Origin of the sequence: Arthrobacter ginkgonis, assembly GCF_039540195.1 — a bacterium.
Lineage (GTDB): Bacteria > Actinomycetota > Actinomycetes > Actinomycetales > Micrococcaceae > Zafaria > Zafaria ginkgonis.
In genome coordinates, this window is record NZ_BAABEO010000023.1 from 155,665 (window position 1) to 180,537 (window position 24,873).

Consider the following 24,873-nt stretch of genomic DNA (forward strand, 5'->3'; position numbering starts at 1 on the left):
GGGGTGCGCGGCCGCCGTCGTTTGTGTGTTGCGGCAGGCCTGGCCCCTCAGGCCTGACCGGCCAAGCCCGGGCATCCGGAAAACACCCTCCCGTCGGGTCCGCCTCGCTTCTCCGACCCGGGCATCCGGCAAAATCCGCCCGTACACGGCCAGGCCTTTTCCGGATGCCCGGGTCGGGCCGACGGGGTTGGGGAGAGCAGGACGCGGACCGGCACTGGGCTTCCAGGGCCCGAACGCACGAGCGCCCCGGGCGGAAACCCGGGGCGCTCATTTGGCGCGGTCCTGTGGCACGGTCGCCTGGTACGTCCCTGCGCCTACTGGGCGTCGATCGGGATCAGCAGGTCCTTGACCGCCGGATCGGTGCGCAGGAACTCCTGCACGGCCGGGTCCTGGAACGCCTTGACCAGGTTCTTGACGTTCTCGGTGTCCTTGTACTCGGAGCCGATGGTCAGCTGGCCGGCGAACTCGTCCGGGGCCGGCGGCGCGAAGATCTGCTTCTCCAGGTCCACCTTGGCCGCGACGTAGTACTCGGTGTAGCCCACGGCAGCGTCGAGGTCAGGCAGCGAGCGGGACTGCGCCGCGAAGTCCAGCAGCTTGAACTGCAGGTTCTTCGGGTTCTCGGCGATGTCCTTCTGGGTCGCCTCCCACTTGTTGATGCCGTCCTTGAGGGTGATCAGCCCGGCGCGCTCCAGCAGCCACAGGCCCTGGGCCTCGTTGGCCGGGTCGGAGTACAGGGAGATGGTGGCGCCGTCCGGGATCTCCTCGACGGACTTGTACTTCTCGCTCCAGATGCCGAAGCCCCAGCGGAACACCGGCGTGGCGGCCTCCTCCTTGAAGTCGGGGTTGGCCTCGAGGACCTGGGACAGCCACAGCTTGTGCTGGTAGATGGTGCCGGCGACCTCGCCGGTGGAGACGGCGCGGTTCAGCGTGGTGGAGTCGGCCAGGCCCTTGAACTCGACCTTGATGCCGTACTTGGGGGCGACCTCCTCGGCCACGAAGTTCACCAGCGCCTGCTCGGCGTGGTTGCCCTCGGCGGTGACGACGGTGAGCGTGGCCCCGGCGACCTCGTTGGGGGACTTGGCGCCGGCACCGGCGTTGACGGCCACGGCGGCGGCGATCGCGGCGGCGACGGCGATCCCGCCGGCGGCCCACGGCCACTTCTTCTTCTTCTGGATGGTGAAGCCGTGGCCTTCGGGACCGGTGGCGGTCTTGTCCTGGGTCGTGGTCATGGTGGTTCCCTTTCAGGGGTGGTTTGGGGGTGTGGAGCACCGGCGGCGGCCAGTGTTGTCGTTGGACAGTGCCGTCGCTGGCTGTGTGATTGGTTTTGAGGACGTCCCGCTGCAAGCGCGGGGCAGCAGGGTCCCTGCGTGGCGACGAAGTCGACACGAGAGGGCCTGCCCCGCGCGCTAGCGCCGGCGCAGGTGCGGGGTGGTGGCCCTGACCAGGCCGTCGCCGACCAGCTGGACCGCTGTCACCAGCGCGATCAGCAGGACCACCGTGGCGATCATGACGGTGTGGTCGAAGCGCTGGTAGCCGTAGGTCACCGCGACGTAGCCGATGCCGCCGGCGCCGATGGTCCCGGCGATGGCCGAGTATTCGATCATCGCGATGGTGTTGATGGTCAGGCCACCGAGGATCGCCGGGACCGCCTCGCCCAGCTGCGCGGAGCGGATGATCTGCAGCGGCGAACCGCCGGAGGCCCGCGCGGCCTGGGTGACCGAGCGCGGGACGTCGCGCAGACAGTTCTCCACCAGCCGGGCGAAGAACGGGATGCCGGCCAGCGACATCGGGACCACGGCGGCCGCGATGCCGATGTTGGTGCCGGTCACGAACCGGGTGAACGGCACGATCGCGGCCATCAGGACCAGGAACGGCAGCGAGCGGCCGATGTTCACGATCCAGCTGAGCACCCCGTAGACGGCCTTGTTCTCGAACAATCCGCCCGGCGCCATGTTGTGCAGGCAGACGGCGGTCGGCGTGCCGACGAGAACCACCACCAGCATGACGATCCCGACCATCGCGAGCGTCTCGCCCAGCGCTGGAATCAGCAGGGCGGGCAGGTCCGCGATCGGGGTGTCCGCCAACGCGGGGACGATAACGGCGGAGGGGAGAATCACACCCACAGCGCTGCCTCCTTCGGGGTGGTGTTCGGGGTGTCGTCCGGGGCGGGTGCCTCCGGTGCGGAGGGGCCGTCAGCCGTGGTCGCATCTGGACGCAGGGCGGCGCGCAGGCCGTGCCGGGCGAAGGCCGTCTCGACGCGGGCCGCGTCGGCGGCCGCGAGGCCGACCGTCGCGTTGCCGGTGCTGGTGCCGTCGATGTTCTGGATGGTGGCAGCGAGCAGGGCCGCGGGCTCGCCCAGGTCCGCCGAGACCCGCTGGAGCCAGTCGGCGGGGACGGTGCGTGAATCGTAGGTGACGTACCAGGCTCGCGAACCGGTTCCGGGCTCGGCCGGGCTCAGCTGCGGCTGCAGGGCGCGGCCCAGCGCGGAGTCGTGGTCGGTCAGCAGGTCCACCAGCCGGCCCTGCTCGATGATCCGGCCCCGGTCCAGCCGGGCCGCGGAATCGGCCACATGCAGGACGGTGTCCATCTCGTGGGTGATGAAGACGACGGCGAGGTCCAGGTCGTCGCGCAGCTGGCGCAGCAGCGACACCACCGAGCGGGTGGTTTCCGGGTCGAGTCCGGAGGTGGCCTCGTCGGAGAGCAGCACGGAGGGACGCAGCGCCAGCGCGCGGGCGATGCCGACGCGCTGGCGCTGCCCGCCGGAGAGTTCGAACGGGTAGTGGTTGGCGCGGTGGGACAGGCCGACGCGCTCCAGCAGCTCGGCCACGCGCGCCTTGGTTTCCGCCGGGGTGACGCCGAGGTATTCCAGCGGCAGCGCCACGTTCTCCGCCGCGGTGCGGCGGGAGAGCAGGCTCGCGGACTGGAAGACGGTGCCGATGCGGCGGCGGGCGACGCGGAGCCTGTGCTCGGGCAGGCCGCTGAGGTCCTCGCCGTTGACGATCACCTGCCCGGAGGTGGGCCGCTCAAGGAGGTTGATGCACTGGGCGAGCGTGCTCTTGCCGGCCCCGGAGGGCCCGACGACGGCGAGGATCTCGCCGCTGGCGACGTCGACATCGAGGTGGTCCAGGACCGTGACGGCGTCGGGGCCGCGGCCGTAGACCTTCGTGAGTTGCTTGAGACTGATCATGGGGATGCTTTCCGGAAGTGGACTGCACGGGGGATCCCGGCCCGGCGGCCCCTAGAGATGGGCAGCACAGGGCAGGGCGGTGCGGGGAAGCGAACTGCGGGCAGGGCCGCTAAGCGCGGGGCAGTTGGGTCCCTGCGTGGCGACGAAGTCGATACGAAAGGGCCGTTCCCCCGCAAAGCGCGGGGCAGCCGGGTCCCTGCGTGGCGACGAAGTCGATACGAAAGGGCCGTTCCCCCGCAAAGCGCGGGGCAGCCGGGTCCCTGCGTGGCGACGAAGTCGACACGAAAGGGTCTGCCCCGCGCGCTAGGCGGGGGACCCTTCCAGGCTGGTGGCCGGGAGCAGGTCGGTGTTGAGCTCGGTGCCGTTCTTGCGGGCCAGGTCCGCCTCCAGTTCGCGAACGATCGGCAGCACGTCGCGGCCGAAGGCGGCGACCTCCTCCTGGAAGTGGAGGTAGGCGGTCAGGAGCAGGTTCACGCCGATCTTCTTGAACTCGATGATGCGTTCGGCGATCTGTTCGGGGGTGCCGATCAGGCCGGTGCGGAACCCGTCGTTGTACTGGATGAGGTCCTCGAAGGTGGAGTCCTCCCACATGCCCTTGCCGTCCTTCGTGGACTGGCCGGCCTCCTTCACGGCGGCGGCGAAGCCCTCGACGGCGGGTCGGTGGGCCTTGGCGATGATCTCGCGCAGGGTTTCGGTGGCCTCGGCCTCGGTGTCGCGGGCGATCACGAACCCGTTGATCCCGAAGCGGGGCTTGGCGGGCGCGGTGCGGGCCCCGGAGGAGGCGGCGGCCAGCACGCCGGAGATGTTGCCCTTGAAGCCCTCCAGGTCGCGGCCGTTGGAGAAGTACCAGTCGGCCGTGCGTCCGGCCGCGGCCTGCGCGGCCGTGGAGTTTCCGCCGAAGAAGATCTCCGGGTGCGCCCGGCCCGGGATGTCCAGCGGGGCGGGGGAGAGGGTGAAGTCGGAGATGTCGTAGTGGCTGCCGTGGAAGGAGAAGTCCTTTTCGGTGAGCAGACCGCGCAGGACGGTGATGAACTCCTCGGTGCGCACGTAGCGTTCGTCGTGCTCCAGCCAGGGCAGGCCGAAGTTGGTGAATTCGTCCTTCAGCCAGCCGGAGACGATGTTCACGGCGGCGCGGCCGTTGGAGATGTGGTCGGCGGTGATCAGCCACTTGGCGAGCACCCCGGGGTGCCACATGCCCGGGTGGACCGCCGCGATGACCTTCAGCCGCTCGGTCGCCCCCAGCAGGCCCAGGGTGAACGCGGTCGCCTCGTGCTGCTTGTCCGCGCCGTAGGACGCGGCGTAGCGGGTCTGGGAGAGCGCGTACTCGAACCCGGCGTCCTCCGCGATGCGGGCCAGCTTCTTGTTGTAGTCGAAGTCCCAGCTGGTGCGCTGCTCGATGGTGGAGACCACCAGGCCCCCGGAGACGTTGGGGACCCAGTAGGCGAACTTCAGCGGCGTCTGCAGGTCGGCCGCGGCGGACACGGGGGTGTTGGTGCTCATGTTCGAATTCCTTGGGGGACGGCGCCGGACGGCGTGGGGCAGTGCGGCGGGGTGCAGGGAATCCCGGACAACGGCGGGCCGCGGCACCGGGGGGAATCCGGGGCCACCACGGCCGAAGAAAAGCTTGCGCTTTCTCCATCGTTTCTGGCGGTAGCACCTTTCCGGCGGAGTCCGGAAGGTTGCTGCGGCGTCAAAGAACCAGATCTCTCAGCCGCTCGGGATGGTCGTTCCAGTATGGGCACAAAGGGCGTAATCATCAAAGAATCTTTTTTCAAATGCTACGAAATATGGAGTTCATCGAACAATCGACAGCTGTTGCCAGAGTTTATCGACAGGTGTTGTCCTGAGCGATCGACATCTGTAGCCCTAGCCTTGGCTCCGTTCCGCGCCCCGGCCGGCACGCGCAAGGGGGGACGACGGCTCGCCGTCGTCCCCCCTTGCTGTGGTTGCCTCGCGTAGTGCGCCCCCGGGATTTTGCTACCTTCCGGGACTACTTGAGGTCCGGGTGCTCCGCGTAGACCTCCTCCAGCAGGGAGGTGTCGAAGAGGTCCTCGACCGTGAGGTCGTAGCCGGCCAGCTTGAGGATTTCCACGTTGTCCGCCATGAGCTTGTCCGACATCGTCATCAGGCCGTTGGCCTCGGTGTCCGCGGTGGAGACGAGCTTGTTCTGCTCCTCGGCCTGGCGGACCTCCTTCTGCATTTCCAGGCCCAGGTCGGACCCGTACTCCTCGACGGCCAGCCGGGCGGACTCCTCGGGGTCGGCCACGGCGTCCTTCCAGCCCTTGATCATCGCGACCAGGAAACCCTTCAGCGCCTCGCGCCGGGTCTCGATGTTCTCCTCGGTGGTGACCAGCGATTCGGCCATGAACGGCAGGCCGTTGTCCGCCAGCGGAAGGTTTTCGACGTCATGGCCGTCGAGCTCCAGGGTGAGGGATTCGTTGGTGATGTAGGCGAAGAAGCCGTCCACCTCGCCGTTGACCAGCGGCTGCGGGTCGTACTGGACCGGAATGACCGTCAGGCTGGACTTCTCGATGCCGTTGACCTCCAGCAGGGCCTCGAACAGGGTCTCGTTGACGCCGGCCTGCACGCCGATCTTCTTGCCCACCAGGTCCTGGGGGGTCTTGATCGGATTGTCGGCCAGCGAGGTGACCGTGAACGGATTCTTCTGGTACTTGGTGCCGATGATCTTCAGCGGGGCGTCGTCCTCCTGGATCACGGGAGCCACCCCGAGCGGGCTGGAGGTGCCCACCAGGGCGCCTCCGGCGAGCACCACGGTTTCGGTGGAGGTGCCGCCGGGACCGCCGGCGACCAGGTTGACCTTGCTGAAGCCAGCGTCCGCGAAGTAGCCCTTTGCGTCGGCGAAGTACTCGCCGGCGAACTCGGCGTTCTTGATCCAGGACAGGTTCATGTCCAGCGTCCCGAGGTCCGCGGCCGCGGAACCGGCGGCGGGGCTTGACGTGGTTGCGGGCGAGCCGCCACCGCAGGCGGTCAGGGCAAGAACGGCCGCCGTGCCGGCGGAGGCCAGCGAGAGGCGCAGCGTGGAACGGCGGGTGGTGACACGGGACGAAACCTTCATGCTTGGTCCTTTGCGAGTTGGATGGAAGCCCGGGGACGGAGGATCCGGGACTACCCTGCCGACGCTACGAACCGGTTGTTTCATCCGAAGATGGGAGGCGTTACTGACGCGTTAACTGGAATCCGTGCCGCGCGGCTCATGGGGCCGGGAAGCCTCGCGGGCGCGGGGCGAGGCGCAGGCCGAGGGTCATGAAACAAAAGTTTTACGCGGCCGAAACGGCACGCCTTCATGCGCTCCGTAACGTGGCCCCAGGACGGTTGCGGCAACCCGCACGTCCGGCCGGGCCGACCGCCCGGCCCGCACCATGGAAGGACCGACCATGACCACCAGCCTTGTCAGCACGCACGTGCTGGACAACGCAACCGGCGCACCTGCGGAAGGCGTCGCCGTCGTGCTCCAGACGCGCGCGGGCGACCGCCTCGCCGCCGCCGTCACGGATGCCGACGGCAGGGCCGCCGATCTCGGCCCGGCCGTGCTGGCCCCCGGCGCCTACCGGCTGGTCTTCGACACCGGCGCCTGGTTTGCGGCCCGCGGGACGGACGCGTTCTTCCCGGAGGTTGCCGTCGCGTTCACCGTCGACGACGCCGCGCACTACCACGTGCCGCTGCTGCTGAGCCCGTTCGCCTATTCGACCTACCGGGGGAGCTAGACCATGGAAAAGATCTTGGACGGGGCCGGCATCATGCAGAAGGACACCACCATCGCCTCCGGGTCCGTGGTGCTTGGCGCCAATCAGTATGGCAAGGCCGAGGTGCGCCTGGTGCGCATCGAGCGGGACACCCCGCGCCATGCGATCACCGACCTGAACGTGACCTCGCTGCTGCGGGGGGACTACGCGGACTGCTATCGCACCGGCGACAACGCCCACGTGCTGGCCACCGACACCCAAAAGAACACCATCTACGCGTTCGCCAAGGAACGCTGGAGCGCCACCGCCGAGGAATTCCTGCTGACCCTGGGCCGCCACTTCGTCGGGACCGTGCCGTGGGCCGCGGGCGGCCGGTGGGACGCCGAGCAGTTCGGCTGGGAACGCATCACCGCCGGCGGCAGTGCGCACGACCACTCCTTCGTGCGCACCGGCCAGGAGGTCCGCACCGCAGCGGTGACCATCGAGGACGGCGTGGAGCACATCGTCGCCGGGCTCAAGGACCTGGTGGTCCTCAAGTCCACCGGCAGCGAGTTCACCGGGTTCCCGCGGGACAAGTACACGACCCTTCCGGAAACCACCGACCGCATCCTCGCCACCTCCGTCACCGCCCGCTGGCGCTACGTTCCGGCCCCCGCCGGCGAACCCGCCCCGGCCGTGGACTACGACGCCACCTTCGCCGCGGTGAAGGCGCTGCTGCTGGAGACCTTCGCCGACACCCACTCCCTGTCCCTGCAGCAGACCATCTTCGCCATCGGCGAGCGGATCCTGAACGAGCTGCCGCAGTTGGCCGAGATCCGTTTCGTGATGCCCAACAAGCACCACTACCTCGCCGACCTGTCCCCGTTCGGCCTGGAGAACCCCAACGAGGTCTTCATCGCCGGGGACCGCCCCTACGGGCTCATGAACACCACCGTCACCCGCGCCGGCCAAGCCGAGGCCCCGGCCGCGTGGGAATTCCTGGGGGGATTCTGCTGATGTCCGCCATCCGCATCGCCGCCGCGAACGTCCTGGTCGAGGGCGCCTTCGTCCCGGCCGAACTGGAGATCGACGGCGGCCGCATCGCCGCGGTCCGCCGCCTTGGGGCGGCGCCCCTTCCGGGTACGACGGCGGCACCGGCCGACGTCGTCGTGCCCGCCTCCACGCTGGTACTGCCCGGCAACGTGGACACCCACGTGCACATCAACGAGCCGGGCCGCACGCAGTGGGAGGGCTTCGCCTCGGCGACCACCGCCGCCGCGCTCGGGGGCACCACCACCGTGGTGGACATGCCGCTGAACAGCATCCCGCCGACCACCACGGTGGAAAACCTGCACGCCAAGCGGGACGCCGCTGCGGGCAAGCTGCGCGTGGACACCGGCTTCTGGGGCGGAATCGTTCCAGGCAACACGGCCAGCCTGCGCCCGCTGTGGGAAGCCGGCGTGTTCGGATTCAAGTGCTTCCTGCTGGACTCCGGCGTGCCCGAGTTCCCGCCCGTGGACCCGGCCCAGCTGCGGGAGGCCATGCGCGAGGTCGCGTCCTTCGGCGGGCTGGTGATCGTGCACGCAGAGGACGCCCGCACCATCGCCGCGGCCCCCGCCCGGGCCTCCGCCGCGTACACGGACTTCGTGCTCTCCCGCCCGGACGCCGCCGAACTGGCGGCGATCGCCGGGCTTATCGACGCCGTGCGGGAGACCGGCTGCCGCACCCACATCCTGCACCTCTCCAGCGCCCGGGCGCTGGAGACGATCTCCGCGGCGAAGGCGGAGGGGCTGCCGCTGACCGTGGAGACCTGCCCGCACTACCTCTGCTTCGACGCCGAGGCGATCCCCGACGGCGCCCCCGAGTTCAAGTGCTGCCCGCCGATCCGCGACGCCGGCAACCGGGACGCGCTCTGGCAGGGGCTGCGGGAGGGGCTGATCGACTGCATCGTCAGCGACCACTCGCCCTCCACCGCCGCGGAGAAGTACCGCGGCGCCCCGGACCTGCAGCAGGCCTGGGGCGGGATCTCCGGGCTGCAGGTGGGCTTCGCCGCCGTCGCGCACCAGGCCAGGACGCGGGGGATCGGGCTGGAGGCGGTCAGCCGCTGGATGTCCGCGGCCCCCGCCGCGCTGGCCGGGCTCGGCGCCAAGGGCGCGATCGAGGCCGGCCGCGACGCCGACCTGGTCTTCTACGACCCCACACTGCCGCACACCGTCAGCGCCGACGCCCTGGCGCACCGCAACCCGCTCTCCGCCTACCACGGGATGGAGATCACCGGGGCGGTCACCGGCACCATGCTGCGCGGCCGCATGCTCTTCGGGCCGGATGGGGGAGCACCCTCCGCGGCGGGCGGCGACGCCGGCACGAAGGCCGGCCTGGCCGTGACCGGCGGCTTCCTGGCCGGGCCGGGGGCGGTGCGCGCCGGGGGACCGGGCTGGGCCCTTCCCCGCGGTGCCGCCTCCGCCAGCGCCGGCCTGGCCTCCGCGGGCGCGGGACCGGGGGCCGGCACCGCCGCGGGCGAGGGCGGGGCCTGAGATGGGGGACCTGCCAGCAGCCTGCCGGCCATGGCTTGCCGCCGGGACGCCGTTCGCGGTCGCGACCATCACCCGCACCGGAGGATCGACGCCCCGCCCCGTCGGCACGTCCATGGCGGTGGGCCCGGACGGGAGGGTCGTCGGCTCCCTCAGCGGCGGCTGCGTGGAGGGCGAGGTCCTGCTGGCCTGCCTGGACACCCTCCAGGACGGGCGGGAACGGCGCGCCACCTACGGATACAGCGACGACGACGCGTTCGCCGCCGGACTGACCTGCGGCGGGGAACTGGAGGTCCTCATCCGCAGGGTGGAGTCCGAGGAGCAGGCGCTTCTGGCTCTCGGCGGACCCGCCGACCGCGCCGCGCCGCGCCTGCTGGCGTTCGGCTCCAACGACTTCGCCGCCGCGCTGGTGCGCCAGGGGGCGCTGCTGGGCTACCGGACCACGCTGTGCGACGCCCGCGCCGCCTTCACCACGCCCGAACGCTTCCCGGAGGCGGACGACGTCGTCCTCGCCTGGCCGCACGAGTACCTCGCCGCCGAACACGCCGCCGGCCGGATCGACGAACGCACCGTGCTGTGCGTGCTGACCCACGACGCGAAGTTCGACCTCCCGCTGATCGAACTCGCCCTCTCCCTGCCCGTCGCCTACATCGGCGCCATGGGCTCGCGGCGCACCCACGACCAGCGCGCCGCCGCGCTCACCGTCCGCGGCATGCCCGCCGAAACGCTGGCCCGCCTGCGCTCGCCGATCGGGCTGGACCTCGGGGCCCTGAGTCCGGCGGAGGTGGCCGTGTCCATCGCCGCGGAAATCATCGCCGCCCGCACCGGACGCCTCGGCGCTGGGTCCGCCGGCGCGGCCGCGGTGCGGTCCCTGGCCGCCACCGGCGGGCCCATCCACGACCCGGACGCCACCGGTACCCCGCGGTGCCGCGACCTTGCACCCGCGGACACCCTTTCACCGGAAGACAGCACGGAGGCAGCGTGAGCACCGAAATCACCGGTTCCCGAACCACGGGCACCCAGGCACCTGGCACTCCAACCCCGGGCACCCCAACCGCCGGAGACCCGGGCAGCGGATCCGACTACGCGGGCATGACCGTCAACGGGGCGAGCGTGGCCGCCGAACCCCGCCCCGGCCAGTGCCTGCGCACCTTCCTGCGCGAGGCCGGCAACACCGGGGTCAAAAAGGGCTGCGACGGCGGCGACTGCGGAGCCTGCACCGTCCACGTCGACGGTGTCCCCGTGCACAGCTGCATCTACCCGGCCCTGCGCGCCGAGGGCCGCGAGGTCACCACCATCGAGGGCCTGGCGGCCGCGCAGGGGTGCGGCCCGGAGCGGAACGGGTCGGGACTGCACCCGATGCAGGAGCGGTTCATGGCCGCCCAAGGCTTCCAGTGCGGCTTCTGCACCGCCGGCATGGTCATGACGGCGGCCACCTTCACCGAGGAACAGCGGCAGGACCTGCCCCGGAACCTCAAGGGCAACCTCTGCCGCTGCACCGGCTACCGCTCCATCGCCGACTCGATCTGCGGGGCCACCCGCACCGGCTCCATCCACGCCGACCCCATCCATGTGGAGCCCGGCGGCCGGGCCGGATCCAACGCCGCGGCCCCCGCCGCCCGGCGCATCGTGACCGGCCAGGAACGCTACGCGCTGGACCTGCTGCAGGGCGACATCCCGCTCCCCGCCCCCGGCGCGCAGCCCGTGGAGGCCCCCACCGCTGACGCGGACACCGCCGGCGCGAACTCCCACGGCACGGACTCCCGCTGCACCCCGGCGGAGGAACTGCCCGGGCGCATCCCGGGCCTGCTGCACATGAAGCTGCTGCGCTCGCCCCACGCCCATGCCCGGATCCTCGGGATCGACACCGCGGCGGCCCTCGCCGTGGATGGCGTCGTCGCCGTGTTCACCCACGCGGACGTGCCGGACCTGCTCTATTCCACCGCCCAGCACGAACTCGTCGCCGACGACCCGCAGGACACCAGGCTGCTGGAAGACACGGTGCGCTTCGTTGGCCAGCGCGTGGCCGCCGTCGTCGCCACCTCGGTGGCCGCCGCCGAGGCGGGCGTCCGCGCCGTCCGGGTCACCTACGGGATCCTCGAACCGGTGCTGGACCCCGAAACGGCGATGCACGCCCCGGCCCTGCACGGGGACAAGGACGGCAGGGCTGCCGGCATTGCCGACCCCGTCCGCAACCTGGTCGCCGAGCTGCACAGCCACGTCGGCGACGTCGAGGCCGGATTCGCGGACGCCGCCGTCGTCTACGAGGGCACCTTCCACACCCAGCGCGTCCAGCACACCAGCCTCGAAACCCATGCCGCCACCGGCTGGATCGACGCGGCCGGGCGGCTGGTGGTGCGCTCCAGCACCCAGGTCCCGTTCCTGGCCCGGCGCACGCTGTGCCGGCTCTTCGGGCTGGGGGAGGACGCGGTGCGCGTCCTCGCCCCGCGGGTGGGGGGCGGGTTCGGCGGCAAGCAGGAGGTGTTCACCGAGGACATCGTCGCGCTGGCCGTGCTGCGGCTGGGCCGGCCCGTGCAGCTCGAGCACACACGCACCGAGCAGTTCACCTCCACCTCGGTCCGCCACCCGATGCGGATGCGGGTGCGCGTGGGCGCCACCGCCGACGGGCGCCTGACCGGCATCGAACTGGACCTGCTCTCCAACACCGGCGCCTACGGCAACCACGGCCCCGGCGTGATGTTCCACGGCACCGGCGAGTGCATCGCCGTCTACAACTGCCCCAACAAGAAGGTCGATGCCCGCGCCGTCTACACCACCACCGTTCCGTCGGGGGCGTTCCGCGGCTACGGGCTAAGCCAGAGCGTGTTCGCCATCGAATCCGCGATGGACGAACTGGCCCGCCGGCTGGGCCTGGACCCGCTGGAGTTCCGGCGGATCAACGCCGTCCGCGAAGGCGATCCGATGATCTCCACCAACCCGGTGCCGGCCGCCGACGTCGAATTCGGCAGCTACGGGCTGGACCAGTGCCTGGACCTGGTGGCGGGCGCGCTCGAGCGCGGGGCCGAGCGCGAGGCGCGGATGCCGGTCCCCTTCGGGGAGGAGAATCCGGAGGGCGACTGGTTGGAGGGCGACTGGGCGGTCGGCACCGGCACGGCGCTGTCCATGATCGACTCGGTCCCGCCCAACGGGCACTTCGGGGACGCAACGGTGTCCCTGCTGCCCGACGGCACGTACGTGGTGAAGGTCGGCACCGCCGAGTTCGGCAACGGCACCACCACCGTCCACGCCCAGATCGCCGCCACCGCGCTGGGCACCACCGCGGGCCGGGTGCGGATCCTGCAGTCGGACACCGACCTGGTGGCCCACGACACCGGCGCCTACGGTTCCGCGGGAACCATGGTGGCCGGGCGTGCGGTGCTCATCGCCGCCACAGGCCTGGCGGGGAAGATCGCGGCGCTGGCCTCGGAGATGGCCGGCGGGGCCGTTCCGCACGTGTCCGCCCCGCAGTTGGGGCCCGACGGCGTCCGGTGCGCCGGCGCGGACCTGACCTGGGCGCAGCTCGCCGCCGCGGCCGCCGGACGCGGGATCGCGCTGGAGGCGCACGGGCACTGGGCCGGCACCCCGCGCTCGGTCGCGTTCAACGTGCAGGGCTTCCGCGTGGCCGTGAACCGGGCCACCGGGGAGCTGCGCATCCTGCAAAGCGTGCAGGCCGCCGACGCCGGGTTCGTCATCAATCCGCTGCAGTGCCGCGGGCAGGTGGAGGGCGGGGTGGCCCAAGCGCTCGGCTCGGCGCTGTACGAGGAAGTGGTGCTGGACGACGCCGGAGCGGTGGTCTCCGACATCCTCCGCCAGTACCACATCCCCACCTTCGCGGACGTGCCGCGTACCGAGGTCTACTTCGCCTCCACCACGGACCGGTTGGGGCCGCTGGGTGCCAAATCGATGAGCGAAAGCCCCTACAACCCCGTCGCCCCGGCCCTGGCCAACGCGATCCGCGACGCGGTGGGCGTGCGCCTGCCACGGCTCCCCATGTCCCGCGACCGCATCTACCTGGCCCTTCGGGATGCCGCCGAGCCGCCGTCCTGAATGCCCTCGCCGCGCGGAAAAGTGACGCGTAAGTGCGGGTCCCCACCCGAATCCTGACGCGTTTGTGCTGGTGTTATCCGGAATTGTGGGGCCTGGCGGGAGATTGCCCGGATCGGCGCTCGCTTACTGCAGCTGTTGCGAGATGTCGATGCCGGTGACCGGCTCGCCGGCCCGGTCGTAGACGAGCGAGACCGCGCCCTTCGGGAATCCCTGCGGCGGCTTGGCCAGCGTAAAGGCCGCCGGAACGGTGCCGTCGCCGAAGAGGCGCTTGCCCGAGCCGAAGGTCAGTGGATAGAGGAGGAGGTTCAACCGGTCCAGGAGGTTTTCCTTCAGCAGCGACGTCACGAGGTTGCCGCTGCCGAAGAGGTGGATCTCCTCGAAGCGGTCCTTGAGCGCGGGGACCTCCGTCGCGAGATCCGTCAGCACGGTCGTCCCCTCCCACGTCGGCTCGGTCAGCGTGCGCGAGACGACGAACTTCGGCACCGCGTTGAACTTTCGCGCGATCGGGTCGTCATCGGACTGGTTCGGCCAGTACCCCGCGAAGATGTCGTACGTCTTGCGGCCGAGCAGCAGCGCATCGAGACGCTCGATGCTGGCGCCGATCGCCTCGCCCGACTCGTCGTCGAAGTACGCCCCCTGCCAGCCGCCGAACCCGAAGCCGCCCTCGCGGTCCTCGTCGGGCCCGCCCGGCGCCTGGTAGACGCCGTCGAGGGTGATGAACAGGTCGAGCTGGACGATTCCCATGGCGTTGTCCTTCGGGGTGCTCCGTCGGTGGGCTCCTGCGGCCTTCGTGGTTCACAGTCTTGGGCGAGAGGATTCGGACGTCAACCCCGCGGACGACGGCGCCAGCCCTGACACGGGCACACCATTGCCTTCCGCACCCGTGCCAAGACGACACTATTCGGCAGGGCACCCGCACTTACGCGTCACTTTTCGGCAGGGCACCCGCACTTACGCGTCACTTTTCGCGGGAAGGGAGCGGGCGGAGAGGAGGGATGAAAGGACGGTTCCGCCGGTTTTACCATCCTGAAACCGGACGTCAGCGCGGCGGTAATCCGCGGTTCCTAGGCTTTGAACCAAACAGCTTCCGGCGGCGAGCCCGCCGCCGGTTCCCGGGCAGTCGAGGTTCCTGTCCCGTCCGGCGCCGCGCCGGCCTGACCCAGGAAGGACACCATGTCCGCGCAATCCATCCCGTTCGTCGTGCCCGTCGTCGACATCTCCGCCTACGTGCGCGGGGGGACCGACGCCGAGCGCGCCGCCACCGCCGGTGCCATGGACCGGGCCTGCAGCTCGGTGGGCTTCATCCAGATCCTTGGCCACGGCATCCCCGATCCGGTCATCCAGGGGCTCAAGGACGGGGTCGACGCGTTCTTCGGCCAGCCGTTGGAGGCCAAGAAGGAGTACCGGCTTCCGGCGGGAGTCAACCGCGGCTACGCACCTCCCAAGAGCGAATCGCTCAGCCTCTCCGCCGGTGTCGAATCGGCCAGCCGCATGAACGACTTTTTCGAGGCGTTCAACATCGGTTCCCAGGCCAGCGACTTTCCGGACCTTGACCTTTCCGAGGCCGAGTACCCCGCCAACGCGTGGCCCGCGGTGGACGGCTTCCGCCCCGCGATCGAGGCCTACTACGCCGAAGCCGCGCGCGTGGCCCGCACCCTGACCCGGATCTTCGCCGACGCCCTGGGCATGCCGACGGAGCACTTTGCCCCCTTGACGGACCATTCGCTGGACGTGATGCGCATGAACAACTACGCGCTCCCGGAGAGCACGGTGGACCTCGACGGGGACCTGACCGGCATGGGCGAACACACCGACTACGGCATCGTGACGGTGCTCTGGGCCGACCAGGTTCCCGGCCTGCAGGTGGTGGGCCCGGACGGGACCTGGCACGACGTCGCCCCCATCGACGGGGCGCTGCTGGTCAACCTCGGCGACATCATGGGCCGCTGGACCAACGACCGCTGGATGTCCACGCTGCACCGGGTCAAGCCGCCGATCATCAACGGGACCATCAGGCGGCGCCGTTCGGTGGCCTTCTTCCACGACGGCAACGCCGAGGCCGTCGTGGACGCGCTGCCCACCTGCGTGCCGGCAGGGGAGGAGCCCCACTACGCGCCGATGACCGTCATCGAGAACATCACCGCCAAGCTGGCCGGCTCCCGCAACGGACAGCTCTACGCGGGTGCCGGCTCCGTGGCGGCACGCATCCTCGCGGCCACGGACAGGGCGAAACCACCGGCGAACCGACGTGGAACATAAGTTCCAATCATTTACATTCCTGAAACGCATGGTGCGGAAGGTCGTAACGTGGTCCCACCAGACTGGAACCACCGCAACGGAGGTACGGGCGCAGCTCGGGAATCCCCGCGGTGCCCGCCCGCCTAGCGGTGACGATTCAGGTTCCACGCAGCTCCTGAGACAGGGTCGGGGCTCCTTCCCAGGGAGGCGCCCTTGCGCACATCCCCGACCCGGACAGGAGCCGACATGCCCATCACCGTCGCAGCGATCGATCCCGCGCAGGGCAAGGCCGCGGACTTCCTCGCCGCAGGGCCGAAGCACCTGCTGATCGACGGCCGCTGGGTCCCCGCGGCCGGGGGCGCCACCTTCGCCACCGCCGACCCGGCCACCGGACGGGAGCTCGCGCAGGTGGCCCGGGCCCTGCCGGAGGACGCGGAGGCCGCCGTGGCCGCCGCCCGCCGGGCCCTCAAGCACGGTTCCTGGGCCGGCATCACCCCGGCCGAGAAGGGCAAGCTCCTCTGGCGCATCGCCGACCTCATCGAGGAGCACGCGGACGAGCTCGCCGAACTCGAAACCCTGGACCAGGGCAAGGCCTATGGCACCGCCCGCTTCGGCGAGATCCCGGCCGCCGCGGCCCAGTTCCGCTACTACTCAGGCATGGTGAACCAGTTGCTGGGCACCACCATCCCCACCTCCATCACCCGGCAAGGCCCGGGCAAGCGGATCTTCGCCTACACCACCCGCGAACCCGTCGGCGTCGTTGCCGCGATCGTCCCGTGGAACTCCCCGCTGCTGATGGCGGCCATGAAGCTGGCCCCCGCGCTGGCGGCCGGCTGCACCGTCATCCTCAAGCCCGCCGAAAACACCCCGCTGACAGCGCTGCGGCTGGGCGAGCTGCTGCTCGACGCCGGCGTCCCGGCCGGCGTCGTGAACATCCTCACCGGATTCGGCGGCGAGGTCGGCTCCGCCCTGTCCACCCACCGCGGGGTGGACAAGGTGGCCTTCACCGGCTCCACCGCCGTCGGCAAGCAGCTGGTCGCGGACGCCCGCGGCAACCTCAAGCGCCTCACCCTGGAACTGGGCGGCAAGTCTCCGGCGATCGTCCTGCCCGACGCCGACCCGGCCACCACCATTTCCGGCGTCGCCCGCGGCATCTTCGACAACGGCGGCCAGGTCTGCGTCGCCGGCTCCCGCATCTACGCGCACCAGGACGTCTACCGCGACGTCGTCGACGGGCTCGCCGCGTACGGCGAGGGCCTGACCCTGGGCCACGGCCTGGACCCGGCCACCGACCTCGGGCCGCTGGTCAGCCGGACGCAGGCGGCGCGCGTGGACTCCTTCATCAAGGACGGCCGCACCGAGGGAGTGGAGGTCGTGACCGGCGGATCCACCGCAGGCTCGGAGGGGACCTTCTACCGTCCCACCGTGCTGACCGGCGTCGGACCGGACTCGCGGATCATGCGCGAGGAGATCTTCGGCCCGGTCGCAATCGTCACCCCCTACGACGATCTGGAGGAGGTCCTCGCCTGGGCCAACGATTCGCCCTACGGGCTCGCCTCCAGCATCTGGACCGACTCGCTCTCCCACGCCCACCGGCTCGCCGCGGACCTGAACGCCGGCACGGTGTGGATCAACTGCCACTCCTACTTCTCCCCGGAACTGCCCAAGGGCGGCCACAAGGAATCCGGCTGGGGCTACGAGAACGGCGCCCCGGGCCTGGAGAACTACCTCGAATCCAAGACCGTCTGCGCCGTCATCTAGCCCGGCCGCTCCCATCCGCTCCCGGACCACCGTCAGGAACGCCATGAAAAAGCTCTCCCTGGGCGTCTTCGAGATGCTCAACCCCAACAACGGCCTGCCCACCCTGTCCCACCCGCAGAACAAGACCGCCACCTGGGACAGCATCGACTACTGGGCCTCGCTGGCCAGGACCCTCGACGACGCCGGCTTCGACTTCCTCTTTTTCGCCGACACGTACGGCTACCCCACCCTCGACGGCACGCTGCCCGACGCCGTCGTCCGCCACGGCATCCAGTTCCCCGGGCTGGACCCGATGCTGATGATCTCCGCCCTGGCCCGCGAAACCCGCCGGCTCGGCTTCGTGGTCACGAGCCCCACCACCGTGGAACGCCCCTACGCCACCGCCCGCCGCTTCGCCAGCCTTGACCAGTACACCGGTGGGCGCATCGGCTGGAACGTGGTCACCGGCAGTTCGCAGGCCACCACCGATGCGCTCTTCGGCCTGGGCGGCGGTGCCACCCACGACTCCCGCTACGACGCCGCCGACGAGTTCGTGGACCTGTGCCTGAACTTCTGGGAGGGCGGCTGGGAGGACGACGCCGTCGTCCGCACCGCCGACGCCTACGCCGACCCGGCCAGGGTGCACCCCACGGTCCATGACGGGACACATTTCAGCGCCCACGGCACCTTCGCGGTGGCCCCGACCCCGCAGCGCACCCCGGTCCTCTTCCAGGCCGGCACCTCCGCCCGCGGCCGCGCCTTCGCCGCCCGCAACGCCGAATGCGTGTTCATCCAGGGCCAGTCCATCGCCCAGGCCGCGCGGGTGGTCGCCGAGATCCGGGCCGAGGCGGTCCGCGCCGGCCGCGACCCCCGATCCATCCGGATCGTCTCCGGCACCACCATCACCGTCGCGCCCACCCCCGCGGAGGCGGCCGGCCGCCGCGCCGCGCTGGAGGCCCAGTACACGCTGGAGGACGCCGCCGTCATGTTCTCCGGCTTCACCGGGGTCAACCTGGTCGGCGTTGACCCGGCCCTGCCGCTGACCGAGGTGGGCGGGCCGTCATCAAGCGCGCCCTCCTCCAACGCGCCCTCTTCAAATCAGGGCCAGACGCTGGTCGACCGCTACGTCCGCCCCGGCGAGCCCATCCCGACGGTCGGCGACGTCCTGGACAGGTTCCGGCTGACCGCGCTGCGCGGCTTCCAGGTCACCGGCACCCCCGACCAGGTCGCCGACGAGCTGGAGGCGATCGCCGAGGGCACCGGCCTGGACGGCTTCATGCTGGAGCCGACCTTCGGCGGCCCCGCGGCCTTCACCGACTTCATCGACCTGGTCCTGCCCCTGCTGCGCGAACGCGGACTGGTCCCGCCCGAGAATCCGGTCCCGCCAGCTGCCGGCGCGGGGGAGGGCCCGACGCCGGCTCCCACCCTGCGCGAACGCCTCACCGGGGGCGGGCCCCGCCTGCCGCAGGCCCACCCGGGCAGCCGCTTCCGCCGCGCGCGGCCCGCCGGACCCGCGACACCCGCACCCGCCGCCGTCGTTCCCGAATGTTCCCCGCCACCTTTTCACTAGTCACCTTTCCCCAGTCACCGACCCGAGAGGCCGTCTGAGCCATGAACCAAGAAGCCGTTGACGCCGTCATCCGCGGCCTGAAGAAGGCCGGGGTGAGCGTCGTCTGCTACCTCCCCGACTCCCTGCTCAAGGAGCTCTACCCGGCGCTGGATGCGGACCCGGACATCCGCACCATCCAGGTCACCAACGAGGGCGAGGGCGCCGCGATCTGCGGCGGCGTGTTCCTCTCCGGCCAGAAGGCCGCGCTGGTCATGGAGAACTCCGGCCTGCGCGCCTCCGTCGAGCACCTGGCCCGGCTGGGCCTGGGCGCCGGGATCCCCGTGGTGATGCTCATGAGCCACCGCGGGGACCTGGGCGAGAACAACTGGTGGGCCATCCCGCACGGCATCACCATGGAGCCGATCCTCGACGCCCTGCGCACCCCGTACCGGATCGTCAAGGAAGCCGACGGGATCGAACGGGCCATCGCGGACTCCTACGCCTGGTCCTACACCGCCTACCACCACTCCGCCGTCGTCCTGTCTGGAGGAATCGTCCGATGATGAAGCGCTACGAATGCATGGAGCGCCTCGGGGCGCGCCTGGCCGAGGAACTGGTCATTCTCTCCCTCGGCGGGGCCGTGGACGAGTGGTACAACGCCGCCCCGCACATGCGCGAGGCCTCCCTGTTCCAGCAGCAGCTCGGCTGCGTCACCGGCGAGGCGTTCGGGCTGGCCGTGGGCCTGCCGCACCGCCGCATCGTCTCCCTCGACACCGACGGCGGCCTGCTGTTCAACCTCGGCATCCTCGCCACCCTGGGCAACGAGCAGCCGGAAAACCTGTTCGTCGTGGTCTGGGACAACGAGTGCTACCAGTCCATCGGCGGCCCCAAGACCCATACCGCCTCCGGGCGGGTGGACCTGGCCGCGATCGCCCAGGGCTGCGGGATCCGCAAGGCGTTCGTGGTGGACAACCTGGAGGACTTCGACGCGCACTGCGAGGCCGGGCTGGCCGCGACGGAGCCGTACGTCGTCATCACCAAGACCGACGGCATCCTGCAGCCGGGCATCAAGCGCAAGCACTCGGACGGGCGCGAGGACAAGTACATCTTCGTCCGCCACGTCGAAAGGACCGAAGGGATCACCATCATGGGGCCAAGCGAGCACAACTGAGGGCCCCCACGACCCCTCCGCAGAACCTCCGGGGCGGCGGGCGCACCCGCCCGCCGCCCCGGAGGCACCCACCGAGAAGGCACCCACCGAAAGGAGGCCGGCGATGCCGGCACCCGCCCACACGCCCGACTCCGCCCCCAGCCGCGCCCCGTCCGCGGGCGAGGCCCGGGAGTTCGACTTCATCGTCGTCGGCGGCGGCTCCGCCGGCTCGGTCATGGCCCGCCGCCTGGCCGAGAACCCCGACGCCACGGTCCTGCTGCTTGAGGCCGGACCGCCCGACGCCGGCGTCGAACCCCTCCAAACCGCCTCCACCTGGGCGGGACTGCTCGGCGGGCCGTACGACTGGGGGTACTCCTACGACCCGGCCCCCGCCGTCGGCCACCGCCGCATCCCCATCCCGCGCGGCAAGGTCCTCGGCGGCTCCAGCAGCATCAACGCGATGCTCTGGTACCGCGGCCACCGCGACGACTACGACCGCTGGGCCGCCGCCGGCGCCACCGGCTGGGACTACGAATCGCTGCTCCCGTACTTCCGCAAGAGCGAGGACTGGCAGGGCGGTGCAAGCCGCTACCGAGGGGCCGGGGGACCGCTGCGCATCGAAACCAGCCCCGACCCGCACCCGGTGGCCGCCGCGCTGCTCACCGGCGCCGCCGAACTGGGCCTGCCGGTCATCGAGGACGCCAACGCCGCATCCAACGAGGGCGCCGCGCTGGCCAACTTCAACGCCGCCACCGGCCCCGACGGCGTGATGCGCCGCGTCAGCACCGCCACCGCCTACCTGGCCCCGGCCGCCGGCTGGCCCAACCTCACCCTCCGCACCGGCACCACGGCCCGGCGCCTGCTGATCGAGGCCGGCCGCGCCACGGGCGTGGAATGCACGCACGACGGCGGCAACACCACGGTCCGCGCGCGGGCCGGCGTCGTGCTCACCCTGGGCGCGATCGACACCCCGCGCCTGCTGATGCTCTCCGGCATCGGGGACGCGGCGCAGCTGCGCGCGGCCGGCATCGAGCCGCTGCTGCACCTGCCCGGCGTCGGGGCCAACCTCCAGGACCATCCGCTGCTGATGGGGGTCAACTTCCGGCTGAAGGAACCGCTGGCCGCGGTGCGGGACAACGGCGGCGGCTCCATGCTCAACTGGCGCAGCACGGCCGCGGACCACCGCCCCGACCTGCACGCGTTCGTGGTCCAGGGCCGCCACGCCAGCCCCGCGCTGGCCGCGAAGTACCGCATCGACGGCGACGTCTGCGCCGTCTCGCCGGGCCTGATGCGCTCCCAGTCCGTCGGGGCGATCCGCCTGCTGGATGCCTCCGGCGCCCTGTCCATCGACCCCAACTATCTGGGCGAGCGGGCCGACCTGGAGGCGCTGGTCGAGTCGCTGGACTGGATGATGGACCTGGCCCTGACCTCCGGCTACGCCGGCCTGGTGGACGGGCCGCTCTCCCCGCCGCGCCGGCTGGGACGGATGGACGCGGTGGCGTTCGTCCGCGAAAGCGTGGACACCTTCTTCCACTGCGCCGGCACCGCAAAGATGGGCACCGGCGAGGACGCCGTGGTCACCCCCGAGCTGGCCGTCCGCGGCATCGACGGGCTCTGGATCGCCGACGCCTCCGTCTTCCCCGAGATCCCCACCTGCAACATCCAGGCCCCGGTGGTCGCCGTCGCCGAGCGCGCCGCCGAACTGGTCCTCGCTTCTGCCCGATAGCCGCCGCCCGCTTACTACCTCCCCGCGGAGGACGCCCGCCGTCGTCCACCGCGGACCTTCCCGAAAGGACCCCCGAACCCCATGAAGAAGACCCTCTGGGCGGCGGATTTCGTCGTCACCATGAACGCGGACCTCGAGATCCTGCCGGACGCCGCCGTCGTCGTGGCCGGACAGGACATTCTGGAGGTCGGCCCCGCCGCGGACCTGGCCGCCCGCCACCCCGACGCGGAACGGATCGAGCTCGCGGACCGGATCCTGATGCCGGGCCTGGTCAACGCCCACCACCACTCCGGCGTGCTGCGCGGGACCGCCGAACACCTGCCGGTCTGGGAGTGGCTGCGCCTGCACATCGACCCCATGCACCGGGTGCTGCGCCCCGAGGAGGCCGAGGCCGCCGCCTGGCTCTGCTACGCCGAGGGGCTGCTGTCCGGCACCACCACCGTGGTGGACATGTGGCGCTTCATGGACGGGGCGGCCCGCGCCGCCAGCGCGCTGGGCAACCGGCTGGTGAGCGTGAACTACGTCGGCGCGCACCCGGACCACGGCTACTTCGACACCCTCGACGACAACGAGCGGATGCTCGAGCAGTGGTCCGGCGCCGCCGATGGGCGCATCGTGCCCTGGGTGGGGCTGGAGCACCCCTTCTACGCCGACGATGCCGGGCAGCGGCGGGCCGTCGCGCTGGCCCGCAAGTACGGGACCGGGCTGTACACGCACTGCAGCGAATCGGAGGCCGAACTGGCGCTCTTCGATGAGCGGTACGGGCTGCGGCCGGCGTTCGCGCTGGAGAGGCTCGGTTTCTTCGAGGCGCCCCGGACGCTGCTGGCCCACGCCGTATGGCTGGACGAGCCGGAGATCGGGCTGCTGGCCGAACACGGCGTCGGCATCTCGCACAACCCGGTCTCCAACATGAAGCTCGCCTCCGGGATGGCCCCGGTCGCGGAGATGCTGGCCGCGGGGCTGAACGTGGGCCTGGGCACCGACGGGGAGAAGGAGAACAACAACCTGGACATGTTCGAGGAGATGAAGACCGCCTCGCTGCTGGGCAAGCTGCGCTCCATGGACGCCGCCGCGATGGACTCCTGGACGGTGCTGCGGATGGCCACCGTCGGGGGAGCGGCGGCCCTGGGCCTGGGGGACAGGATCGGGTCGCTGGAACCGGGCAAGCGGGCCGATTTCATCGCCGTGCGCACGGACACCCCGCGCATGGTGCCGCTGATCGGGTCCGGCCCGTACGCGAACATCCACCACAACCTGGTCCACGCCGTGCGCGGCTCGGACGTGGATCTGGTGGTGGTGGACGGCAAGGTGGCGGTCGAGCGTGGCATGCTCGCCGCCGCGGACCTTCCGGAGCTGATCGGGAGGGCGCGGGCCGTGGTGCCCGGGCTCTTCGAGCGCCGCAGCGCCTGGCTGGAGGAGCACGACGACCCCTCCGGGCTCTTCCACGGAGCCCACTGACCCCCTGCGGAACAATGACGCGCAAGTGCGGGTGTCTCGCCGAATCCTGACGCGTAAGTGTGGGTCCGCCACTGAATTCTGACGCGTAAGTGCGGGTTGTCTCCGGAATTGTGTGTTTGAGTTTGGGTAGGACGGCGGGTGTCCCCGTCCGGTGCCCCACCCCAGGATTTTGCTCACTTGCGGACAGCGTTCCCGGGATTTTGCTCGCTTCGAGGCAGTGGGCGGGAGAAAGCGTGCGGTCTGTGGAGCGCCTGGGACCGTGGACGGTGCCCAAGCCGGCACCGCGTGCGGTTTCGGAGCACGACGCCGGCCGCGGGCCGGGGTGGGCGCGTTCCGGAAACGGGGGCCGGTCCCGGAACGGTGCAACGCGGCCCCGAATTCGATGCCAGTTCAATCCCGGTGCGTCGGACTCCTGGCCGACCCGCCGTCGTCGTTCGCTGAAAGGCGGCCGGAAGCTTCCGTGCGCGAAGACCCCGGCGGGGCCGCACTGCGGCGTCAAAATCCTGGAAACACTGCCCGAGAGTGAGCAAGATCCTGAATGCACTGCCCACAAGTGAGCAAAATTCGGGAGGATACCCGCACTTACGCGTCAGGATTCGGGAGAGCACCCGCACTTACGCGTCACAATTCCGGCAGGGGCAGGGGCAGGGGCAGGGGCAGGGGCAGGGGCTAGCTGCGGACGGCGGAGCCTCGGGCGTTGTAGACGACGGCCTGGCCGGAATCGACGAACGCGCGGTAGTCGCGGAAGACCTCCACGGCTTCCTCGCGCAGCACGCCGATGTGGACCTCGATGCCGCGCTCGCGGAACTTCTCCTCCCAATCGTCGCGGATCGGACCCTCGTCGAAGGTGGTCAGCTCCTCCAGTTCGGGGCCGTCGCCGGCGATGACCAGCCGGGTGACCCCGGACCAGAGGGTGGCCCCGTAGCACTGCACGCACGGGCGCCAGTTCACCCAGAGTTCGTGGGCGGGGCCGTCGGCGGCGCCGAGGTCCCACCGGCCCAGCCGCGCCTGGGCCAGCGAGAGTGCCGTGACCTCCGCGTGGGTGGCGGACAGGTTGGAGGCGAGCACCCGGTTCACGCCCACGGACACCACCCGGCCGGTCTCCGACTCGATGACCATGGCCGAGAACGGGCCGCCGCCCCCGTCCCGGAAGTTGCGGGCCGCCAAGCGGTGCAGCACCCGCATGCGCTCCTCGGCGGTGGCCAGGGCCTCGGGTTCACCGGCGAGCTCCTCGAGCACCCAGCCGGGGATGGAGGCGCTGAACTCGGTGGCGAAACGGGACGTGTCCATGGTGCGTGACCTCCTGGGCTGGGGCGGTGCTGCCGGTGTGGGCTGCCTGCTCCGGCCAGACTATGGGGTCAGCGTGTCCGCTGCATTTCCAAATCCCAAACTGGCTGTAACGAATGTTTCCTCGGAGACTGCCCGGGCCCCCAGCGGCAGGGCGGCACGATGGCGGAACGCGTTTACGCATTCGTAACGGTCGGCAATCCGCAGCGAAACATTCGTTCCATAGCGTGGGGTCCACTGAGCCCCTCGCACCGGGCCACCCGTCCCGAGCTCCTAG

The 24,873-nt window shown here is 70.8% G+C and carries 19 protein-coding genes and 1 riboswitch; of the genes, 12 read left to right on the forward strand and 7 right to left on the reverse strand.

The window, feature by feature from the left end; all coding sequences use genetic code 11:
• Nucleotides 1-314: 314 nt before the first annotated feature.
• The 5 genes from ABD912_RS16920 to ABD912_RS16940 all read right to left on the reverse strand — a co-directional run bounded on the left by ABD912_RS16920 (nucleotide 315) and on the right by ABD912_RS16940 (nucleotide 6,263).
• Complete coding sequence (locus tag ABD912_RS16920; protein WP_345152618.1) at nucleotides 315-1,229, reverse strand: MetQ/NlpA family ABC transporter substrate-binding protein; 915 nt, start codon at nucleotides 1,227-1,229, stop codon at nucleotides 315-317.
• A 177-nt stretch (nucleotides 1,230-1,406) separates the two neighbouring features.
• Nucleotides 1,407-2,123, reverse strand: a complete 717-nt coding sequence (locus ABD912_RS16925) for a methionine ABC transporter permease (protein ID WP_345152619.1) — start codon at nucleotides 2,121-2,123, stop codon at nucleotides 1,407-1,409.
• Nucleotides 2,114-3,187 (reverse strand): methionine ABC transporter ATP-binding protein, encoded by a 1,074-nt coding sequence (locus tag ABD912_RS16930; protein ID WP_345152622.1) that lies wholly within the window; start codon nucleotides 3,185-3,187, stop codon nucleotides 2,114-2,116. The genes ABD912_RS16925 and ABD912_RS16930 overlap by 10 nt, the downstream gene beginning before the upstream one ends.
• A 303-nt stretch (nucleotides 3,188-3,490) precedes the next feature.
• Nucleotides 3,491-4,687, reverse strand: a complete 1,197-nt coding sequence (gene sfnG, locus ABD912_RS16935) for a dimethylsulfone monooxygenase SfnG (protein WP_345152623.1) — start codon at nucleotides 4,685-4,687, stop codon at nucleotides 3,491-3,493.
• Nucleotides 4,688-4,819: 132 nt separating this feature from the next.
• Nucleotides 4,820-4,914: riboswitch (SAM riboswitch) on the reverse strand.
• Between the two features lie 263 nt (nucleotides 4,915-5,177).
• Nucleotides 5,178-6,263, reverse strand: coding sequence for an ABC transporter substrate-binding protein (locus ABD912_RS16940; protein WP_345152626.1), 1,086 nt, complete (start codon nucleotides 6,261-6,263; stop codon nucleotides 5,178-5,180).
• Nucleotides 6,264-6,582: 319 nt separating this feature from the next.
• Here ABD912_RS16940 and uraH point away from each other — a divergent pair, with 319 nt between their 5' ends.
• From uraH to ABD912_RS16965, 5 genes are all read left to right on the forward strand, one after another.
• On the forward strand, nucleotides 6,583-6,912 hold the full coding sequence (gene uraH / locus ABD912_RS16945; RefSeq protein WP_345152628.1) for a hydroxyisourate hydrolase: 330 nt from the start codon (nucleotides 6,583-6,585) through the stop codon (nucleotides 6,910-6,912).
• A gap of 3 nt (nucleotides 6,913-6,915) precedes the next feature.
• Nucleotides 6,916-7,887, forward strand: a complete 972-nt coding sequence (gene pucL, locus ABD912_RS16950) for a factor-independent urate hydroxylase (RefSeq protein WP_425548093.1) — start codon at nucleotides 6,916-6,918, stop codon at nucleotides 7,885-7,887.
• The gene (gene allB, locus ABD912_RS16955) at nucleotides 7,887-9,404 is read left to right on the forward strand and encodes an allantoinase AllB (RefSeq protein WP_345152630.1); all 1,518 of its coding nucleotides are present in this window, start codon (nucleotides 7,887-7,889) and stop codon (nucleotides 9,402-9,404) included. The genes pucL and allB overlap by 1 nt, the downstream gene beginning before the upstream one ends.
• A 1-nt stretch (nucleotide 9,405) precedes the next feature.
• On the forward strand, nucleotides 9,406-10,386 hold the full coding sequence (locus ABD912_RS16960) for an XdhC family protein (RefSeq protein ID WP_345152632.1): 981 nt from the start codon (nucleotides 9,406-9,408) through the stop codon (nucleotides 10,384-10,386).
• Nucleotides 10,387-10,493: 107 nt separating this feature from the next.
• On the forward strand, nucleotides 10,494-13,448 hold the full coding sequence (locus ABD912_RS16965) for a molybdopterin-dependent oxidoreductase (RefSeq protein WP_345152902.1): 2,955 nt from the start codon (nucleotides 10,494-10,496) through the stop codon (nucleotides 13,446-13,448).
• A 123-nt stretch (nucleotides 13,449-13,571) separates the two neighbouring features.
• Here ABD912_RS16965 and ABD912_RS16970 read toward each other — a convergent pair whose 3' ends face one another.
• Nucleotides 13,572-14,192: a dihydrofolate reductase family protein gene (locus ABD912_RS16970; protein WP_345152634.1), complete on the reverse strand. Its 621-nt coding sequence runs from the start codon at nucleotides 14,190-14,192 to the stop codon at nucleotides 13,572-13,574.
• A 429-nt stretch (nucleotides 14,193-14,621) separates the two neighbouring features.
• On the opposite strand from ABD912_RS16970, the gene ABD912_RS16975 reads away from it, so the two are divergent.
• The 7 genes from ABD912_RS16975 (at nucleotide 14,622) to ABD912_RS17005 (ending at nucleotide 23,309) form a co-directional block, all read left to right on the forward strand.
• Nucleotides 14,622-15,707: an isopenicillin N synthase family dioxygenase gene (locus tag ABD912_RS16975; protein WP_345152636.1), complete on the forward strand. Its 1,086-nt coding sequence runs from the start codon at nucleotides 14,622-14,624 to the stop codon at nucleotides 15,705-15,707.
• A gap of 225 nt (nucleotides 15,708-15,932) precedes the next feature.
• Nucleotides 15,933-17,447 carry an aldehyde dehydrogenase family protein gene (locus tag ABD912_RS16980; protein WP_345152638.1) on the forward strand — a complete coding sequence of 505 codons (1,515 nt, stop codon included), beginning with the start codon at nucleotides 15,933-15,935 and terminating at the stop codon, nucleotides 17,445-17,447.
• 43 nt (nucleotides 17,448-17,490) lie between these two features.
• Complete coding sequence (locus ABD912_RS16985; RefSeq protein WP_345152639.1) at nucleotides 17,491-18,996, forward strand: NtaA/DmoA family FMN-dependent monooxygenase; 1,506 nt, start codon at nucleotides 17,491-17,493, stop codon at nucleotides 18,994-18,996.
• A 41-nt stretch (nucleotides 18,997-19,037) separates the two neighbouring features.
• On the forward strand, nucleotides 19,038-19,538 hold the full coding sequence (locus tag ABD912_RS16990; RefSeq protein ID WP_345152640.1) for a thiamine pyrophosphate-binding protein: 501 nt from the start codon (nucleotides 19,038-19,040) through the stop codon (nucleotides 19,536-19,538).
• Complete coding sequence (locus ABD912_RS16995) at nucleotides 19,535-20,146, forward strand: thiamine pyrophosphate-dependent enzyme (protein WP_345152641.1); 612 nt, start codon at nucleotides 19,535-19,537, stop codon at nucleotides 20,144-20,146. Before ABD912_RS16990 ends, ABD912_RS16995 begins: the two co-directional genes overlap by 4 nt.
• A 103-nt stretch (nucleotides 20,147-20,249) precedes the next feature.
• Nucleotides 20,250-21,851, forward strand: a complete 1,602-nt coding sequence (locus ABD912_RS17000; RefSeq protein WP_345152643.1) for a GMC family oxidoreductase — start codon at nucleotides 20,250-20,252, stop codon at nucleotides 21,849-21,851.
• Nucleotides 21,852-21,932: 81 nt separating this feature from the next.
• A complete protein-coding gene (locus ABD912_RS17005; RefSeq protein WP_345152644.1) occupies nucleotides 21,933-23,309 on the forward strand; it encodes an amidohydrolase family protein in 1,377 nt (458 codons plus the stop codon).
• 669 nt (nucleotides 23,310-23,978) lie between these two features.
• Here the strand turns inward: ABD912_RS17005 and ABD912_RS17010 are convergent.
• The gene (locus ABD912_RS17010) at nucleotides 23,979-24,599 is read right to left on the reverse strand and encodes a nucleoside deaminase (RefSeq protein WP_345152646.1); all 621 of its coding nucleotides are present in this window, start codon (nucleotides 24,597-24,599) and stop codon (nucleotides 23,979-23,981) included.
• Between the last annotated feature and the right edge of the window lie 274 nt (nucleotides 24,600-24,873).

Bases quoted from the DNA above. Each gene is read 5' to 3' on its own strand.
- ABD912_RS16920 (WP_345152618.1), bottom strand. From the start codon at position 1,229: ATGACCACGACCCAGGACAAGACCGCCACCGGTCCCGAAGGCCACGGC.
- ABD912_RS16975 (WP_345152636.1), top strand. From the start codon at position 14,622: ATGTCCGCGCAATCCATCCCGTTCGTCGTGCCCGTCGTCGACATCTCC.
- sfnG (WP_345152623.1), bottom strand. From the start codon at position 4,687: ATGAGCACCAACACCCCCGTGTCCGCCGCGGCCGACCTGCAGACGCCG.
- ABD912_RS16970 (WP_345152634.1), bottom strand. From the start codon at position 14,192: ATGGGAATCGTCCAGCTCGACCTGTTCATCACCCTCGACGGCGTCTAC.
- ABD912_RS17000 (WP_345152643.1), top strand. From the start codon at position 20,250: ATGCCGGCACCCGCCCACACGCCCGACTCCGCCCCCAGCCGCGCCCCG.
- pucL (WP_425548093.1), top strand. From the start codon at position 6,916: ATGGAAAAGATCTTGGACGGGGCCGGCATCATGCAGAAGGACACCACC.
- ABD912_RS17005 (WP_345152644.1), top strand. From the start codon at position 21,933: ATGAAGAAGACCCTCTGGGCGGCGGATTTCGTCGTCACCATGAACGCG.
- ABD912_RS16930 (WP_345152622.1), bottom strand. From the start codon at position 3,187: ATGATCAGTCTCAAGCAACTCACGAAGGTCTACGGCCGCGGCCCCGAC.
- allB (WP_345152630.1), top strand. From the start codon at position 7,887: ATGTCCGCCATCCGCATCGCCGCCGCGAACGTCCTGGTCGAGGGCGCC.
- ABD912_RS16960 (WP_345152632.1), top strand. From the start codon at position 9,406: ATGGGGGACCTGCCAGCAGCCTGCCGGCCATGGCTTGCCGCCGGGACG.
- uraH (WP_345152628.1), top strand. From the start codon at position 6,583: ATGACCACCAGCCTTGTCAGCACGCACGTGCTGGACAACGCAACCGGC.
- ABD912_RS16985 (WP_345152639.1), top strand. From the start codon at position 17,491: ATGAAAAAGCTCTCCCTGGGCGTCTTCGAGATGCTCAACCCCAACAAC.
- ABD912_RS17010 (WP_345152646.1), bottom strand. From the start codon at position 24,599: ATGGACACGTCCCGTTTCGCCACCGAGTTCAGCGCCTCCATCCCCGGC.
- ABD912_RS16965 (WP_345152902.1), top strand. From the start codon at position 10,494: ATGACCGTCAACGGGGCGAGCGTGGCCGCCGAACCCCGCCCCGGCCAG.
- ABD912_RS16940 (WP_345152626.1), bottom strand. From the start codon at position 6,263: ATGAAGGTTTCGTCCCGTGTCACCACCCGCCGTTCCACGCTGCGCCTC.
- ABD912_RS16995 (WP_345152641.1), top strand. From the start codon at position 19,535: ATGATGAAGCGCTACGAATGCATGGAGCGCCTCGGGGCGCGCCTGGCC.
- ABD912_RS16980 (WP_345152638.1), top strand. From the start codon at position 15,933: ATGCCCATCACCGTCGCAGCGATCGATCCCGCGCAGGGCAAGGCCGCG.
- ABD912_RS16990 (WP_345152640.1), top strand. From the start codon at position 19,038: ATGAACCAAGAAGCCGTTGACGCCGTCATCCGCGGCCTGAAGAAGGCC.